Raw genomic sequence first — 14,950 nt, 5'->3', positions numbered from 1 at the left:
AGAGCTGAAAATGGGCCAGAACATTCTGCCGTTCTATCTGGTGTGCGACGAGTCCGCTTCCATGTCGGGTGACGCGATCGACGCCATGAACAAGGCGTTGCCGGAGTTGCATGCCGAGATCGGCATGAACCCGGTCGTGTCCGACAAGACGCAGTTCGCGATCATCGGATTCAGTAACGAGGCGGAAGTCCTTCTCGAGTTGTCGGACCTGAGCCAGATTGCGGGCCTCCCGGTTCTGACGGCAAAGGGCGGCACAAACTTCGCGGCGGCGATGCGGTGCTTGAAGTCCCAGATCGAGCTCGATCTGGATCGCCTCAAGTCACAAGGGCACAAGGTATTCCGTCCGGTGGTGTTCTTCCTTACCGATGGACAGCCGACGTCCGATTGGGAGATCGAGTACAACGAGCTCACGTCGCCGAGCTTCCGGTACCGTCCGAACATCGTCTCGTTCGGCATCGGCGATGCCGATCGCGACGTCATTTCGGCTATCGCGAACTTCCGCGCGTTCATCCAGGAGGACACCTCGATGTCCCCGGCCGTAGCGCTGCAGGAGTTTGCCACCGCACTGACGAAGTCGATCGTGAAGTCCGGGGTCAGCATGACCAAGGAAGGCGGACTCCAGTTGCAGACCCCTACTCAGGTGGACGGTTTCACGGCCCTCGACGTCGACACGGTATAACGCGATGAGCAACTTCCCCGAGCACAACAGGAACGATGCGTCCGAGTCCGCCCTGATAAACCCGGCTTCATTCGAAGAGGGAGAGCCCGTCATCCGGGAAGACTCCTACACGTCCGAATACTGGCAGCGTCCTGTGGGTACCGAATCTTTCGCGTACCCGCCGCGTCCGACACAGCCTCCTCCGCCGCCCGAGCCGGCGCGCCCACGGGTAGCGCCTGCTCCCACCGAATTACAGTGGGAATACCCCGCGGAGGCGCCGCGTGCCGTGGTAACTCCGGATGTTGCCGTTCCTCCCCAAGCGGCCGCTCCGGTTGTCGAACACGCGTACCGCACGTTCGGAGCGCCTGCGCGGCTCAAGCCCATGCCGAGCAAGGTTGTCGAGCAGCCGTTGCGCAGCTTCGAAACCGTTCGGGATACGGTCATGGACTGGCTCGAGGACCAGCTCGGTGACTTGCGCGCAGTTTCGGCCCGAGGGCATATCCACCGCTATCTCGCAGAGGTGCGCCAGGACAATTTCGCCTTCTCGCGGGGTACCAACTATCTCGCGCTGGCCGTCTCCGACGGAGTGGGCAATGCGAAGTCGTCGCATCTCGGGTCGGCCTTGGCCTCGAGGACCATCGTCGAGAACGAGGCGCTTCTCGGGGAAATCGTTTCCGCGCGCACGCCTGCCGAAGTGTCTCTCCGGGACATCGCCACTTTGCTGCGTTCGGTGGCGACCGACGCAGAAGTGGATGCCGCCGAGGTATCCACAACCCTGACAGCAGCAATTGTGCTGGACAATCCGTCCCAGGTGGGGGAGACCACCGTGGTTCTTGCCCAGATCGGAGATTCGCCGGCATTCAAGTTGTCGCGTGGCGAGTGGATCGAACTGACATGCCCGGCTCTCCAGTCCGGGCCCGGTGACCTCATCGACAACTCTGTGAATCCGCTCCCGGGCCACCACATGGCTTCGGTGTGGGTGGAGACCTTCCGACCGGGGGAGACCCTCGTCCTTGCTACCGATGGGGTGGGTGATCCAGTCAAGTCCAACGGTGAGTATGCCGATGCGTTGGCGCAGCTCTGGCGTTCGTCAGCGCCGTCGCCGGCCGATCTGCTCAAGGTCCTCGATGCGACTGTGAAGTCGTTCGACGACGACCGAACGATCGTGGGCTTCCGATTCGGCGAACCGCAGCGATGAACGCCACGAACCTTGCGACGCTGAAACTGGGACCGAAGCTCGGGGACGGTGGTCAAGGCGCTGTCTACGAGTTGGCGGACGATCCGGCCCGGGTGTTCAAGAGGTACCACAGTCCGTCCGGCCCCGGTTTCGCTGCCTCGACGCTCGACGCGCTGATCGGTATGCGCGGCAAGCTGTCCAACGGCGGACGTCCGGTCGACGAGTGGGCCGCGTGGCCGAGTTCGGTCGTCCGTGACGCTCAGACCGTGGTCGGGTTTCTCATGCCCCGGGTGCCGACGGAGTTCACCTTTCAAGCGCACGGAAAGCGGCGCTTGTCCGAGCTCGGTGTACTGCTGGCCAAGAAGTCCAGTCCATTGTTCGCAGGCGTCACGCTTCCCACTCTGGAGGAGCGAATCGCGATCCTTCGCAGCCTGGCGAGGGCGGTGGGTGTGTTGCACGAGCATCGGATCGTCATCGGTGACCTGTCCTTCGCGAACATCTTCTGGTCATTGTCTCCGGAACCGCGTGTGATGCTAATCGATTGCGATGGCATGCGACCCGACGGCTTACCTCCTGTTCTTCCCCAAGCCGAAACGCCGGACTGGGACGATCCCTTCGCTGCGCCGCGTACCGCACCGACGTTCGACCGCGACTGCTATAAGCTCGCACTGGCAGTGATGAGGGTTCTCGGCGGAGAAATCGACTGCCGACCGACCGAACTCGACGGTCTCGCGTTCGATGGGGTGGAGAAGGCTATGGACCACCGATTGCGAGAGCTTCTTCGGCAGGCAGCAGGTCCCGAGGGGACACGACCGTCTGCGAGGGTGTGGGAAACGGCGTTGAGTGACCGCGTCACCGTTCCTGTACAACCGACGATGCGCCGGACTGTCGCGGCCCCGAAACCGAAACCCGAACTACTGGGCACCGGTGAACGCAAGTTCCGGCCCGTGACTCCTCCGAAGAGGTAAGCGCTCGATGGTACTTGTCGTCGCGATCGTCGCTGCCGCGGTCGTGCTTCTAGTTGTTGTGGGCGCTTTGGGGCGCCGGCGCAGGCGCTGGCGAAACAAGGGGATGGTCCTTGCGCCGGAGTTCAGGACTCGTGACTACGCTCCTGTGGATCAGGCCGAGCCGCGCTATGCGCAGGTGTCGCAGGACGATTGGTGGGAGAGTGACTTCTTCTCCGATAGGAGCCTCGAACCGCCACGTTCGGAGCCTGTGGAGGCTCCCGAGTATCCTACCCGCAGCTGGGAAGCGATGCCCTCGGAACGGTCCGAGCCGGTGGATCTTGCGAAATCGGCTGCAAGGGAGCATGCACGTCAGCGCCGTCAACGAGCGGAGGAACGGCGACGAAAACTGCTTCTTCGCGGGGGCATTCAGTACGAGGACGACGCGAATCTGGAGCGGGAGCAACAACTCGGCGCCGGCGGTCAGGGCGCGGTGTACGGACTCGTCGACAACACAGGGCAAGTTGCCAAGTACTGGGTCGTGCCACTGACTCGAGGAGCCCGTGAATTCGAAGAACTCGTCCACAGAAGAACGGACGTAGGAGCAGCGGTTTCCGGGCATCCTATCCACTTGTGCTGGCCCGCGAGCCCCGTCCGGAGAGACGGAGAATTGATCGGCTACACGATGCCGAGGATCGGCGGGCAGTTCTACTTCGAGATGACGTTCGGCTCGGTGACCAAGAAGCATGCGCGTGAGCTGCAGCATGCGATCCCGCGCAAACAGGGTGCTGTGCCTTTTCCCTTCGAGGTCGACGATCAACAACGCCTCGAACTCGTCTATCTCGTGGCCGTATTTCTCGACGGAATGCACAGAAACGACATCATCTACGGAGACTTCTCCTGGATGAACTTCACGTTCTCGCTCGACCCCGTGGAGCTGTGCGTGCTCGACTTCGACTCGTCGCGCGTCCAGGGCAGTCTTCCGTTCACGAGGAGTCTTCCTCTCGACAGTCCCAACTGGGAAGACCCTCAGTGGCTGGGGTCGGTCCTCGTGCGAATGGATTCCGACCGCTACAAGTTCGCGCTCTTCGCCTACCGGATGCTGGTGGCGAGGAGCTTGGACGCAGAGATCGATCCGGATCGAGCAGCGGAGTGGGGACGCGCTACCGGTTCCACGATGCTGCGTGGTTTGTGGTCCCGAGCGATGGGAGTGGCAGGTACGAGGCCTCCGTTGTCGCAGTGGGTGGCTGCTTTGGAGCAGGTTCGCCACGAGACTCCTGACCTGCAACCGTTCTGATCTCGCTCGCGGCGAGGCGTGTGAAAGGGGATTTGAAGCACCGAGAATCTTCCCAAGCGTCGTCGCGATGAACGCGTGCAGGGGATGGCGTCGAGAAAGCCTCCGGAGCAGAGGATTTCGCCGAGTTATTTCTGGTCGACATGCTCGCCCGGAAGATAGCTCTAAGTTGATAGTTGTTGTCCGACGGACGCGGGCGCGGATTGCATTTTGATCAGGAGGTATGGAGCGTGGTGAATCGCCGGGACATACACAGCCTCAGTGACTTTCTGGAGCCGTCGGACCAATTGCTCCGCGTGGAATGGCGCTCGGTTCTGGCCAGACAACCGGTAGCACCCGGACAGAGACAGGTGAACTTCGTACCGAGTGAAATCGTCGTTTGCTTGTGCGCATCGTTACTCGTCGATCACAGCCGTTTCGGCAGTGGAAGCGCACATCGTGCAGGCTTCCCTGTACAAGAACTCGCGAGGCTGTATACGCGGCCACCCACGAGCATCCTGGCGAAGATGGCGAACTTGGACGGAACACGCAGCAATGGGGGACGCCACGAACTCGAAGTATCGGCCCGGATGATGTCGGATAGCGCACTCCTGCAAGATGTCTATCTTCGGATTCTGAAAGCAGCTCGGGCCGAGGGCATCGATCGCGCCGTGTTGCCGGACTTTCTCGAACTGGAGAACGGGGGAACTCTCTGGCTCGCAGGTCAGGAGGAACTCGTTGCAAGTGAGATCGAGTCCGAGTTGGAAGAAGCAGTCGAGAAGTGGGCACGCGATTGCACGGATGTCCCGATTGAAGTCACGCAACGGGTACTTACTTCAACGGTACGGATCGGGCAACACCGATTCGCGAGAGCAGTGATGTCTAATCACGGCAATCGTTGCGTTTTCTGTGGAATGAGCAGTGTAATCGGCGGTCGACGTCGACCAAGAATGCTCGCAGCGAGTCACATCAAGCCGTGGCGAGACAGTGATGGCGCTCATTGAAAATGCCCAGTCCTGCTCACCGTAAGTGCTCACCCGTGTGGCTCCGCCGATGAGGGCGGGTCTCCTTCGATGCTGGTGGTCTCTGACCACGCACCAGCACCTCGAAGGAGACCCGCTTTCTCATGTTGACATGGGAGGACGATGTGGAGATACACGCACTGCACAAGCGAGGCTGGACGATCTCGGCGATCGCCCGGCACACCGGCCGCAACCGCCGGACGGTCCGCAACTATATCAATGGCGTCACCACGCCGGGCGTGCGCAAACGGGCCGGTGAGGACCCGTTCGAGCCGTTCGTCGACTACGTGACGGCCCGGTTGCGCGAGGATCCGCACCTGTGGGCGCGGACCTTGTGCGACGAACTCGAAGACCTCGGCTACACCGCGTCGTATCAGACGCTGACCCGCCAGATCCGCACCCGCAACCTGCGCCCGGTCTGCCCATCCTGCGCGTGCGCCACGGAGCGCCCGAACGCGGTGATCGAGCACCCGCCGGGGGAGGAAACCCAGTGGGACTGGGTCGAGCTGCCGGACCCACCCGCGTCGTGGGGCTGGGGGAAGACCGCGTATCTGCTGGTCGGCTCGTTGGCGCATTCGGGACGCTGGCGTGGGGTGCTCGCCCCGGCGATGACCCAGCCGCATCTGATCGACGGCCTCGACCGCGTCTGTCGCAAGCTCGGCGGCCTGACCCGCACCTGGCGGTTCGATCGGATGGCCACGGTCGCTCACCCCGACAGCGGGAAGGTCCCCGCCACGTTCGCCGGGGTCGCCAAGCACTACGGCGTGGCGGTCGCGATCTGCCCACCGCGGTCCGGGAACCGCAAGGGCGTGGTCGAGAAGGCCAATCACACTGCCGCACAAAGGTGGTGGCGAAGTGTGGCGGACGAGATCACCGTCGAGCAGGCCCAGGCGAGCGTGGACAGGTTCTGCAGCCTGCGCGCCGATTCCCGGATGCGGGCCACCGCCGACGGCAAGGCCTCGGTGCTGACCGTCGCCGCCCGCGAACCGTTGACGCCGGTGCCGGCGAGCCCGTATCCGGTGGTGCTGCGCGAACCGCGGACCGTCTCCCGGCAGGCATTGGTGCCCTACCGCGGCAACCGTTACTCGGTGCCCCCGGAGCTGGCGTCGGCGCAGGTCGCCGTCACCCGGGTCCTCGGCGGCGAGGTGATCGACATCGTCACCGCCTCGCAGATCACCGTCGCCCGGCACCGCCTCGCCCCGGACGGGGCCGGCGTCGTGGTCCGCGACCACGGCCACGTCCACGCCCTCGAGCAGGCCGCGATGGCCGGCGCCGCCACCGGTGGCCGGCCGCACCGCCGCAAGGAACGCATCCCACCCGGACCCGACGCGGTCGCTGCGGCAGAAGCATTGCGCAACAACACAACCGACTCCGAATCGACGTCGATCACGGCGCGGTCGACGGTCACCGACCTGGCCGCCTACGAGCGTGCCGCCCGCGGAAGGAACACCCTGGCATGACTACCACCCCCGACAGCACCACCACCGCCGCGGCGGCGAGTCTTTATCAGCGTCTGCGTGGTCATCTGGCGACGCTCAAGCTGCACGACGCCGCCGAGGCCCTGCCGTCGGTGCTCGACCGGGCGCAGAAGGAGCACCTGTCGATGACCGCGGCCCTCGAGCAGTTGTTGTCGATCGAGGTCGACGCTACCGAAGCCAGGCGCCTGGCCGGCAGGTTGCGGTTCGCGTGCCTGCCCACCCCGGCTTCACTCGGGGACTTCGACTACGACGCCGCGCCCGGCCTCGACCGGGCGCTGATCGCCGAGCTGGGCACCTGCCGGTTCCTCGAAACCGCGACGAACGTGCTGCTCATCGGCCCGCCCGGGGTCGGCAAGACACACCTGTCGGTCGGGCTCGCCCGGGCCGCCGCGCACGCCGGCTACCGCACCTACTTCACCACCGCCGCCGACCTCGCAGCCCGCTGCCACCGCGCCGCGATCGAGGGCCGGTGGGCGACGACGATGCGGTTCTACGCCGGACCCACGCTGCTGGTGATCGACGAACTCGGCTACCTCCCGTTGCCCGGTGAGGCCGCATCCGCGTTGTTTCAGGTTGTGGCGCAACGGTATCTGAAGACCTCGATCGTCATCACCACCAACCGCGGCGTCGGTGAATGGGGCGAGGTCCTCGGCGACACCACCGTCGCCGCCGCGATGCTCGACCGGCTCCTGCACCGCTCCGTCGTACTGAATCTGGACGGCGACTCCTACCGCCTGCGCGACCACCACGCCCGAGCCGAAAAGCTCCGACAGGCCACCACCGGCACCCGGCAACCGCTACAGTGAACCCTGCTCACAGGTGGGCACTTCCACTGAGCACAGTTGAGCACTTTCGATGAGCCTCATCAACAGCTCGAACAAGGAGAGACTCGACCATCTGAACGGATTGGCTGCCTGCCCTACCCACGATGTTGCTTTCGACACGGGATTGATCACAGTTGCTGAAGACTTCTCCATCACCTATGCGCGAGACCTGGAGCGCGCGTTAATAGAGGACGAATCGCTACGTGGAGCGTTCGGGAAGCCCCCGCTGGCAGACAAATTGATTCTCCCGAGTACCGCGCAGCTGTCCGACAGGACATATCTTGGTTGGCATCGGACCAGGATTTTCGTGTCTGTTTGACACGGCGCGCCAGTCACTCGTATATGCGATCTCCTGAAGCGAAGCGTTGGCTACGAGGGCGATCCGACCTCGCCGAACGTCATCTGAGACAAGCTGCATCTGGCAGGCAAGCCCCTTAATCGTTTTCACTGCCGAAGATAAGACGACGATGTTCCTTTGGTGCGGCGCTGAGGGTAAGTGAAGCTAATTCCGGAATTCCGTCCTCGATTTCGACGTCTGGAACGATGAGGCGAACCGAGTCCCAACGAGCGAGCGGGTCGCGATCAATAGGCGCGGTTGCCGAGATGAACGAGTTACTCACGACGCCGATACCGATGATTTTCAGCTCCTCGTCAAGACGAACCGAAACGAGTCGCCACCGCGGGTCTCGCCGCATCACTTCGTACTCGTTTCGCGAAAGATAGAATTTTGTTCTGCCTCGTCGATTCGTGCTCTTGACTTCCAGGTGAAGTTCACTTTCGGGTGCTGATGCTGAGATGTCGTACCCGTGGGCATCCGACCAAGCAGCGACATGCTCGACTCGTGCGGACGTTGTGCTGCGCAGTAGGTCCATCAACGCCGCTTCCCCGGCCGCTCCGATGCGTGCACGCTCTTCTGTATCTACTTTTCTCCATATTGAGAAAATCCGTGAGAACGCTTCCTCTGAATCAATATTCAACGTTCTCGCGGCCTTTATCGCGTCCGCTGGAAGGTCGTCTGGACTTCCGACCAGATCGTCCGCATCCCGCAGCCAGAATGGTTGACCATGCAGAACCGCTGCGTCGAATATGCGATGTGCAGCCGGACTCGCGGGATCTCCCATTTCTAGTAAACCGGCCTCGCGAAGCCACTCGTAACCCTGGTCGTACTGTGTCGGCGCTATGTCGCTGAAATCGGAGTGAGAGACAAACATGAGACGGCTGCGAGTAACCCCGATTGCGGGAATGTACTCGAGCCACCTCAGTGCCGCTCGCAGTATCGGACTAGGGGGAATCGCCATGCAGATGACCGATCAGTGCTTTCAGGTCGTTTCTGTCCATCTCCGAACCGACTGCCGGCTCCTCTTCGAGATCGGCAAGCTGTTGCACGGACGGATCGTCCAGAATCTTGCCCATGAAGAAGAGCTTGTCTGCAAGACGCTTCTCGACGACGTCGTCGATAGTCTTTTCGGCTGACAGAACCGTGATACGGGTTTCAGTTCCTTCTGCGAGCCCGAGCCGGTGAATCCGGTCGAGGCTCTGGAGAAACCTCCCCGCCGCAAAATCACGGTCGACGTACACGGCGTCGTGGCAGTGATGATGCAGGCTGATTCCCTCGCCCAGAGTGGCGGGGTTCGAGATCAGCACCATGCATTCGGGATCGTGTCGAAAGCGTGCAATTTCGGCGTCGCGGTCCTTCGTTCCCCCGTGAACGACGGCCGGCGAAAAGGCGGACAGCATATGTTCGAGTGTGTTGATGCTGCGGATGAACGTCGACCACACCAACGTCTTGCGTCCGAGGACGGCGTTCTGGGCGACAATCGACAGGACTTCCTGGTACTTCGGGGACATCTCGTACGCTGGAAGATCTTGCATTAGCTGAAACAATGGTGCATCGGTGGGAACTTGGAGCGATGGCACTCTGGCTTCCACCGGTTCGTGAGGCGAAGCTCCGACAGCTAGCAGTGCTGGCGTGGTAGCGGCCATCATCAGGTAGATGAGGACACGCCCGAGCGCTTCGAAGTCGGACTCGTACCCCGTGGCCCGCGCTGAGAAGTGCCCGATGAGAGCGTCATAGATTTCTCGATGCAGTCCGACAAGTGTTATTGGCCGGATGGCCAGGTTGACGGGGGGAAGGCCCAGTTCGTGCTTGGTCGTGCGTGTGAAGAGCGGACGCAGTGCCTGACTTGCATGTGCCAGGTCGCCGCCGGCTACTGCCTGAGTGACTTTGCGACGGCCATGCCCCGGCCATACGAAGCCGAAGAGATTCTCGAGGTCTTTGGCGCCGTTCGGGGCCGGAGTACCGGTAAGGATCAACCGATGACGTGCCCGTGGGCCAAGTGCGAGACAGGCTGAGCCGTAAACGCCGTCGGCGCCGAGCTTCATACGGTGCGCCTCGTCGAGAATGATCATCGAGGGCCGCGCTGTAAGCCAGCTGCTGAGATCGTTGACGGCCGACCCCAACCTCTCATAGTTGATGATCATCGCGTCGGCCGCAGGGTCGATCCGCTGTGAGTACACCTTCATGTTCATCGGCGCAGCGAGGCATTCGCGATTCTCGTTCTGCCACGACTCGTAGCAGGATTTCGGCCCGACGATGAGCAGGCGCTCAATCCCGTTCGCGTTGCGTAGGGCCTGAAAAACTGCCAGTCCGACGCGGGTCTTTCCGGCACCCGGCACGGAAAAGTTTGCACCGTGTCGAAGAAGTAACAGCTTCTGAATATCGCGTCGTTGGAACTCGGTGAGGTTGGCGATCCACTCGTCTCCGAGTGCGGCGTCCAGATCAATCTGTTCTGGCGGAAGCCCACTGTCGAGGCGAGCCTTGACGGCTTGAGAATCAGCCACCGAGTCGGAGGCCAAGCTCGCAAGTTGCGGATCCCAATGCACGCTGGAGGCTTCGGGCCAGCTGGCAAGTGCATCGAGATTCGTCAGTAGCTCGTCGATTTCTACTTCCAGTACAGACGGAGTCTTCTGTACTGCTGAGCTGAACCTCAGCGAGAGCTTCCGCAGGTGCGGCTCAAAACCTGCCCCGGCACGCAGGTGGGCCTGAGTTGCAGTGTCACCGAACAGGAGCTGGAGACTGTGTACAGAGGTCGAGGTCATCGCGTCTGCGTGGAGGTCAGGAGCCAATTCACACCGTCTCCGGGTGACTCGAAGGTCCGGCCCGCCTGGAGGGCAAGACGAGCAAGGCTGTCGCGCAACGTGAGCAAGGCATCGTCGAATGCATCTTCGTCGAGAGCGTTCTTCGATTTCGCATCCGCAAATTCGCGGACGCATTGCTGGATGTGCTCGGTTGCGTCAGAGATTCGCTCCGGCACAGCGATCTGACGTTTCTGAAGCTGAGCGGACTGGCCCGCCAGCTTTGCGGCCGTACTGAACGTTTCCTTGGCGTTCTCGATCAGGCTTGCGGCCGATTTCACCTCCGATGCCGTAGTTGACGGCCCGGATGACTCAAGTATTGCCTTCGCACGAAGGAGCTTGTCGGTGAGAGCGCGCACCTTCTTGACGTCACTCTCCGCATCTGCAACGGTAACCCCGGTCAGGCCCGGAATTACTACGGCGGCTGGCTCTGCCACCTCGGGCACCAGCTCTCCTTTGAGGCGACCTTCCAGATAGCGCTCGTGGAAGTCGGCCTCTGCCAATCTCAAGGTCGTTTTCGGTAGGTTGAGAAGCACCATCTGCAGCCGGGATTCCTTCAGACGCTCCGCACCGTCAGGATCAGTCTTCGACATTTTCTCGTAGTCGCGCTGAAGCTCTCGGAGCTTCTCCTGATGATCTTCGAAGTCGATGAGACGAAGGGCGGTCGTACCATCCTCCGAACGGCTTCTCTCGATAGCATCGTTGATCAGCTGAAAGACCCAGCGGTCCTTCTTCAGAGTCGAGACCTTGATATTGAAGGTTCTGGCGATGTCATCCTGAGCGTGACCGTCTGCGAGTTGGTCCTCGATGGCTATGAGCCGGTTGATGTACGAGTAGTCACGGCGCTTATCTCGCCGCAGCTGGAGTGCTAGTTCGACGGCGTTGACGTCGGCTCGCGAGGTGTCTTCCGGCAGGACTGCCACGCGGATATTCGTCACGCTGAGATCGCGAAGAGCTGCGCATCGGGTGTTTCCGTCGACAAGGATGCCGTCGGGAGTGATGATCCCAGGTTCCTTCTGTCCGAACTCATCGAGCTCCTCGCGAAGGGTGATGAAGTCGGGGTCGAGCTGCGTCGGATCGGCGGGCTTAGCGCTCAGAAGCCTGTGGAGGTAGTGTTGGGCGTCCTCACTCCAAGGACTGTCGTCGAGGATTCTGTTGAGGTCTGCATCAAGTGTTCTCTGTGCCCGGATCCGGTGAGTGTCGGGATTGAAGTAGAGCATTCCGACGGGCATGGTGATCACGTTGAGGTGCTTCTGCTGGCCACGCCAGTCAACCGTGACTTTGGCTCCGTCTTCCTGTCTGGCCACAGCGAGCCGCTCGGTAACGAGCGAGCGGATCTTGTCGCCTTCCGGAGGAACGCCGAACTTCGATGCCATGGGGACCCTTCCAGAACGCTGAAGTTATCTTTAGGGAGACATCATTGCAGGCCCCGCGGACAAGCTCGCTGGGGCATATGGGACTGAAGGGGGTCGCATGGCGATTCCGAGGTGGGATGATCCGTCCAGCAAGCACGGGACGATGGTGCTAGGTGCGCTCTGGCTGGTTCAGGAAGTCGGTGAAGGCAACATCTTCACCAAGGACCAACTTCGCAAGGCGTTTCCGGGCGTAGCTCAGGTAGATCGTCGAATCCGCGATCTACGCGCATTCGGGTGGAAGATCCTCACCAATACCCAGGACGCAAGTCTGACTGCTGAAGATCAACGATTCGTCGCTGCCGGCGTGCCCGTGTGGGACAAAGCCGCACGAGCCGCTGCGGCAAAGAGGGCGATCCCCGCCAAAGAACGGCAGGTCATCCTCGAGCGGGACGGTTTCCAGTGCACAACGTGCGGAATCGCTGGGGGTGAAAGATTCGCAGATGCTCCCGGTCAGGTAGCAGTGTTGTCAGTGACGAAGAGATCGACGCTGACCCTCTCTGGGGAGAGCGAAGAGATGCTTGTCACGGTTTGCAACCGTTGTGCGTCGGGCCGAAGCGGGGAAGTCTCAAGCGTCGATGAAGTGATCGTGGAGTACCGCGATCTGGACCCCGTTGACCAGGCGCGTTTCAGGCGCTGGGTGGCGCGTGGGCGACGAGGCCAAACTCCCTTGGAACGAGCGTGGACCGCGTACCGAAGGCTCCCGGCTGATGCGCGCGCGGAGGTGCATTCGGTAGTGATACCAGATGAGAACCGGCCGGTTTGAGCGTGCACCAGGGAGTCATGTCCTAGGTGCCCTCTAGACTCGCCGCTAGCGAGTCAGGCCGGGCGGCCCCCAAGGTTCCGTTCCAGTAGCTGGAGAGGCGGCGGCAGCGTCGAATTTCTGCTGCTGGGGTGGCGGCTCGTCCCGTATCCAGCACCTGGAAGGAGTATGCATGTCGGGGTCGGTTCGGGACGGAGAGCTCGAGGTCATCGAGATCTGCGCTGGCGCTGGTGGGCAATCGCTCGGTCTGGAACGGGCGGGGTTCTCACATCGTCTGGCGGTCGAACTGGACCCTCATGCTGCAGCTACTCTTACTCATAACCTGGGAAAGTCTGTTTCCGACCCCGGGGAAATTGTGAAGGTCGGTGACGCGGCAGACTCGTCCGTGCTCGATCCGGCGGAGCACGTAGGGATCGATCTATTCGCAGGGGGAGTGCCTTGCCCGCCCTTCAGCATCGCGGGAAAACAGCTTGGTGCGAACGACGAGCGTGACCTTTTTGCATGGGCCGTCGAGATGTGCGGACGGATGAAACCCAAAGCCCTCTTGCTGGAGAATGTTCGCGGGTTGAGTGGAAACCGGTTTTCGGCCTACCGCCAACACGTTCTCGATCAGCTGCGAGAGTATGGCTATATCGGTGAATGGAGGCTGCTGCACGCGTCCGATTTCGGCGTAGCGCAACTTCGACCGCGATTCGTGCTAATAGCCCTTCAGCCGGAGTACGCAGAGTATTTTTCCTGGCCGGAGCCGATCGAAGGACCCGCGCCCACGGTCGGCGAGGTGCTGCGCGACCTCATGGGAGTGAACGGTTGGGAGGATCACCACGTAGACGCATGGGTGCGCAAGGCCAACACTATTGCTCCGACGATCGTAGGCGGGTCGAAGAAGCACGGTGGTGCAGATCTCGGACCGACTCGCGCAAAGCGCGCCTGGGCGGAACTGGGCGTAGACGCAATGGGTGTGGCTGACGCGGCGCCGAGCAAGGGATGGGTGGTTCCGGAAGGGAAACCGGGGCCGAAACTGACGAATGAAATGGTAGCCCGAATCCAGGGGTGGTACGGAGAATTCACTGGGTGGGAATTCCTGGGTAAGAAGACTTCGGTCTATCGTCAGATCGGGAACGCCTTTCCTCCGCCGGTGGCCAAAGCGCTCGGCGTATCGATAAGGGACGCCCTTCTCAAGACTGGAACACGTCGGAAACTGATCGAGGACGTAGATGTTGTCCATGACCCGATTTATACACTCTTGCGCAGTTGTGTGCAGCCATTGACCGTCGATCAGATTTGCGCGCGGCTGTCGAAGAATGAAATTCTTATCGCCGCTCCGGAGGTGGAACGCCGAATTGCCAACCTATCAAGGGATTTCGAAATCACAACGACTGAACGATCGACGGGCACGCTTGCATTCAGATTAGGTGAATTCTTCGGATTTGTCGGGCAAGAATCGCACATGCGACACGAGCTGTTCGCCCTGAATCGTTCCAAGATCAGTTAATCGGTGTAAGATCGTCGGAGATGAGCCGAAATGGAGCGAACACGCCCCCTGGTAAGGCTAGGGGTCGTGAAACCTACCCGCGCGCGAGCAACGCCGGCAGGTCGCGGAATATGCGGGCTATCCGCAGGTCCAATACGAAACCGGAAGTGCGGTTGCGCAGTGCCTTGCATCGCAAGGGCTACCGATTTCGAAAGGATTACCGGCTAGACTTGGGAGCATCTCGAGTCCGGCCGGATATCGTATTCACGGCCCGCAAGATTGCGGTCTTTGTCGACGGCTGCTTTTGGCATGTATGTCCTATTCATGGACGGCAGCCGACCGTAAACGAATGGTACTGGTCTCCGAAACTATTGAGAAACGTCGAACGTGACAGGCAGGCGGATGAACTCCTCGCTGCTGGAGGGTGGACTGTAGTTCGGGTATGGGAACATGAATCTCTCGAGCACGCAATGGAATTGGTCGAGCGGGCGCTACTGCGCTCGAGCGATGCAGCAAATTGAGTGACAAGCCGTAAGGGAAAATCAGCGAGCAACGTCATGGGCAGCCCTGTGAAATTCAAGGAGTGGAGCACCGAGGTTCCGGATTAGAATCGGTACGATACTGTGGTCCCAAGGTGCGGATGGCAATGGGACTCGATGGCGGAAGTTATCCGCGGAGATTGCGATCCTCCAGGTTCTGACGGTCGGGGAGGAAGGTAGCCGCATGCGCCACATTGAAGCCCTCGCCTCGGGGGATGCAGGGCTGCTCGAGGGGCGTCGATGGGCAGTGGCGC

General features: G+C 61.4%; 14 protein-coding genes. 11 read left to right on the top strand and 3 right to left on the bottom strand.

Annotation, left to right across the window (positions count from 1 at the left end):
- Positions 1-10: 10 nt before the first annotated feature.
- From OEY_RS0101945 to OEY_RS30335, 8 genes are all read left to right on the top strand, one after another.
- Complete coding sequence (locus OEY_RS0101945; protein WP_010592267.1) at positions 11-679, top strand: vWA domain-containing protein; 669 nt, start codon at positions 11-13, stop codon at positions 677-679.
- 4 nt (positions 680-683) lie between these two features.
- Positions 684-1,856, top strand: a complete 1,173-nt coding sequence (locus tag OEY_RS0101940; RefSeq protein ID WP_083846911.1) for a protein phosphatase 2C domain-containing protein — start codon at positions 684-686, stop codon at positions 1,854-1,856.
- Positions 1,853-2,803 (top strand): hypothetical protein, encoded by a 951-nt coding sequence (locus OEY_RS27895; RefSeq protein WP_010592265.1) that lies wholly within the window; start codon positions 1,853-1,855, stop codon positions 2,801-2,803. The genes OEY_RS0101940 and OEY_RS27895 overlap by 4 nt, the downstream gene beginning before the upstream one ends.
- A gap of 7 nt (positions 2,804-2,810) precedes the next feature.
- On the top strand, positions 2,811-4,076 hold the full coding sequence (locus tag OEY_RS30340) for a hypothetical protein (protein ID WP_157179981.1): 1,266 nt from the start codon (positions 2,811-2,813) through the stop codon (positions 4,074-4,076).
- Between the two features lie 503 nt (positions 4,077-4,579).
- The gene (locus tag OEY_RS31070; protein WP_237713714.1) at positions 4,580-5,056 is read left to right on the top strand and encodes a hypothetical protein; all 477 of its coding nucleotides are present in this window, start codon (positions 4,580-4,582) and stop codon (positions 5,054-5,056) included.
- Between the two features lie 122 nt (positions 5,057-5,178).
- Positions 5,179-6,534, top strand: coding sequence for a Mu transposase domain-containing protein (locus OEY_RS0101920; protein ID WP_010592262.1), 1,356 nt, complete (start codon positions 5,179-5,181; stop codon positions 6,532-6,534).
- Positions 6,531-7,358: an IS21-like element helper ATPase IstB gene (gene istB, locus OEY_RS0101915; protein WP_010592261.1), complete on the top strand. Its 828-nt coding sequence runs from the start codon at positions 6,531-6,533 to the stop codon at positions 7,356-7,358. The genes OEY_RS0101920 and istB overlap by 4 nt, the downstream gene beginning before the upstream one ends.
- Positions 7,359-7,407: 49 nt before the next feature.
- Entirely contained in the window at positions 7,408-7,695 is a 288-nt protein-coding gene (locus tag OEY_RS30335) for a hypothetical protein (RefSeq protein ID WP_192811056.1), read from the top strand.
- A 115-nt stretch (positions 7,696-7,810) separates the two neighbouring features.
- Here OEY_RS30335 and OEY_RS29620 read toward each other — a convergent pair whose 3' ends face one another.
- From OEY_RS29620 to OEY_RS0101895, 3 genes are all read right to left on the bottom strand, one after another.
- The gene (locus OEY_RS29620; protein ID WP_157179980.1) at positions 7,811-8,587 is read right to left on the bottom strand and encodes a protein NO VEIN domain-containing protein; all 777 of its coding nucleotides are present in this window, start codon (positions 8,585-8,587) and stop codon (positions 7,811-7,813) included.
- A gap of 70 nt (positions 8,588-8,657) precedes the next feature.
- Positions 8,658-10,475, bottom strand: coding sequence for a DEAD/DEAH box helicase (locus OEY_RS27890; protein WP_043804179.1), 1,818 nt, complete (start codon positions 10,473-10,475; stop codon positions 8,658-8,660).
- Positions 10,472-11,887 (bottom strand): ParB/RepB/Spo0J family partition protein, encoded by a 1,416-nt coding sequence (locus OEY_RS0101895; RefSeq protein ID WP_010592257.1) that lies wholly within the window; start codon positions 11,885-11,887, stop codon positions 10,472-10,474. Before OEY_RS0101895 ends, OEY_RS27890 begins: the two co-directional genes overlap by 4 nt.
- 97 nt (positions 11,888-11,984) lie before the next feature.
- Here OEY_RS0101895 and OEY_RS29615 point away from each other — a divergent pair, with 97 nt between their 5' ends.
- From OEY_RS29615 to OEY_RS29605, 3 genes are all read left to right on the top strand, one after another.
- Positions 11,985-12,689, top strand: coding sequence for a hypothetical protein (locus tag OEY_RS29615; RefSeq protein WP_083846909.1), 705 nt, complete (start codon positions 11,985-11,987; stop codon positions 12,687-12,689).
- 169 nt (positions 12,690-12,858) lie between these two features.
- Entirely contained in the window at positions 12,859-14,178 is a 1,320-nt protein-coding gene (locus tag OEY_RS29610) for a DNA cytosine methyltransferase (protein WP_010592256.1), read from the top strand.
- 20 nt (positions 14,179-14,198) lie between these two features.
- Positions 14,199-14,678, top strand: coding sequence for a very short patch repair endonuclease (locus OEY_RS29605; protein WP_083846908.1), 480 nt, complete (start codon positions 14,199-14,201; stop codon positions 14,676-14,678).
- Positions 14,679-14,950: the final 272 nt, after the last annotated feature.

The organism is Rhodococcus sp. P14 (assembly GCF_000256505.1).
Taxonomy (GTDB): domain Bacteria; phylum Actinomycetota; class Actinomycetes; order Mycobacteriales; family Mycobacteriaceae; genus Rhodococcus; species Rhodococcus ruber.
The sequence above is the reverse complement of the archived record's forward strand: the minus strand, read 5'-3'. Positions and strand labels throughout refer to the sequence as shown.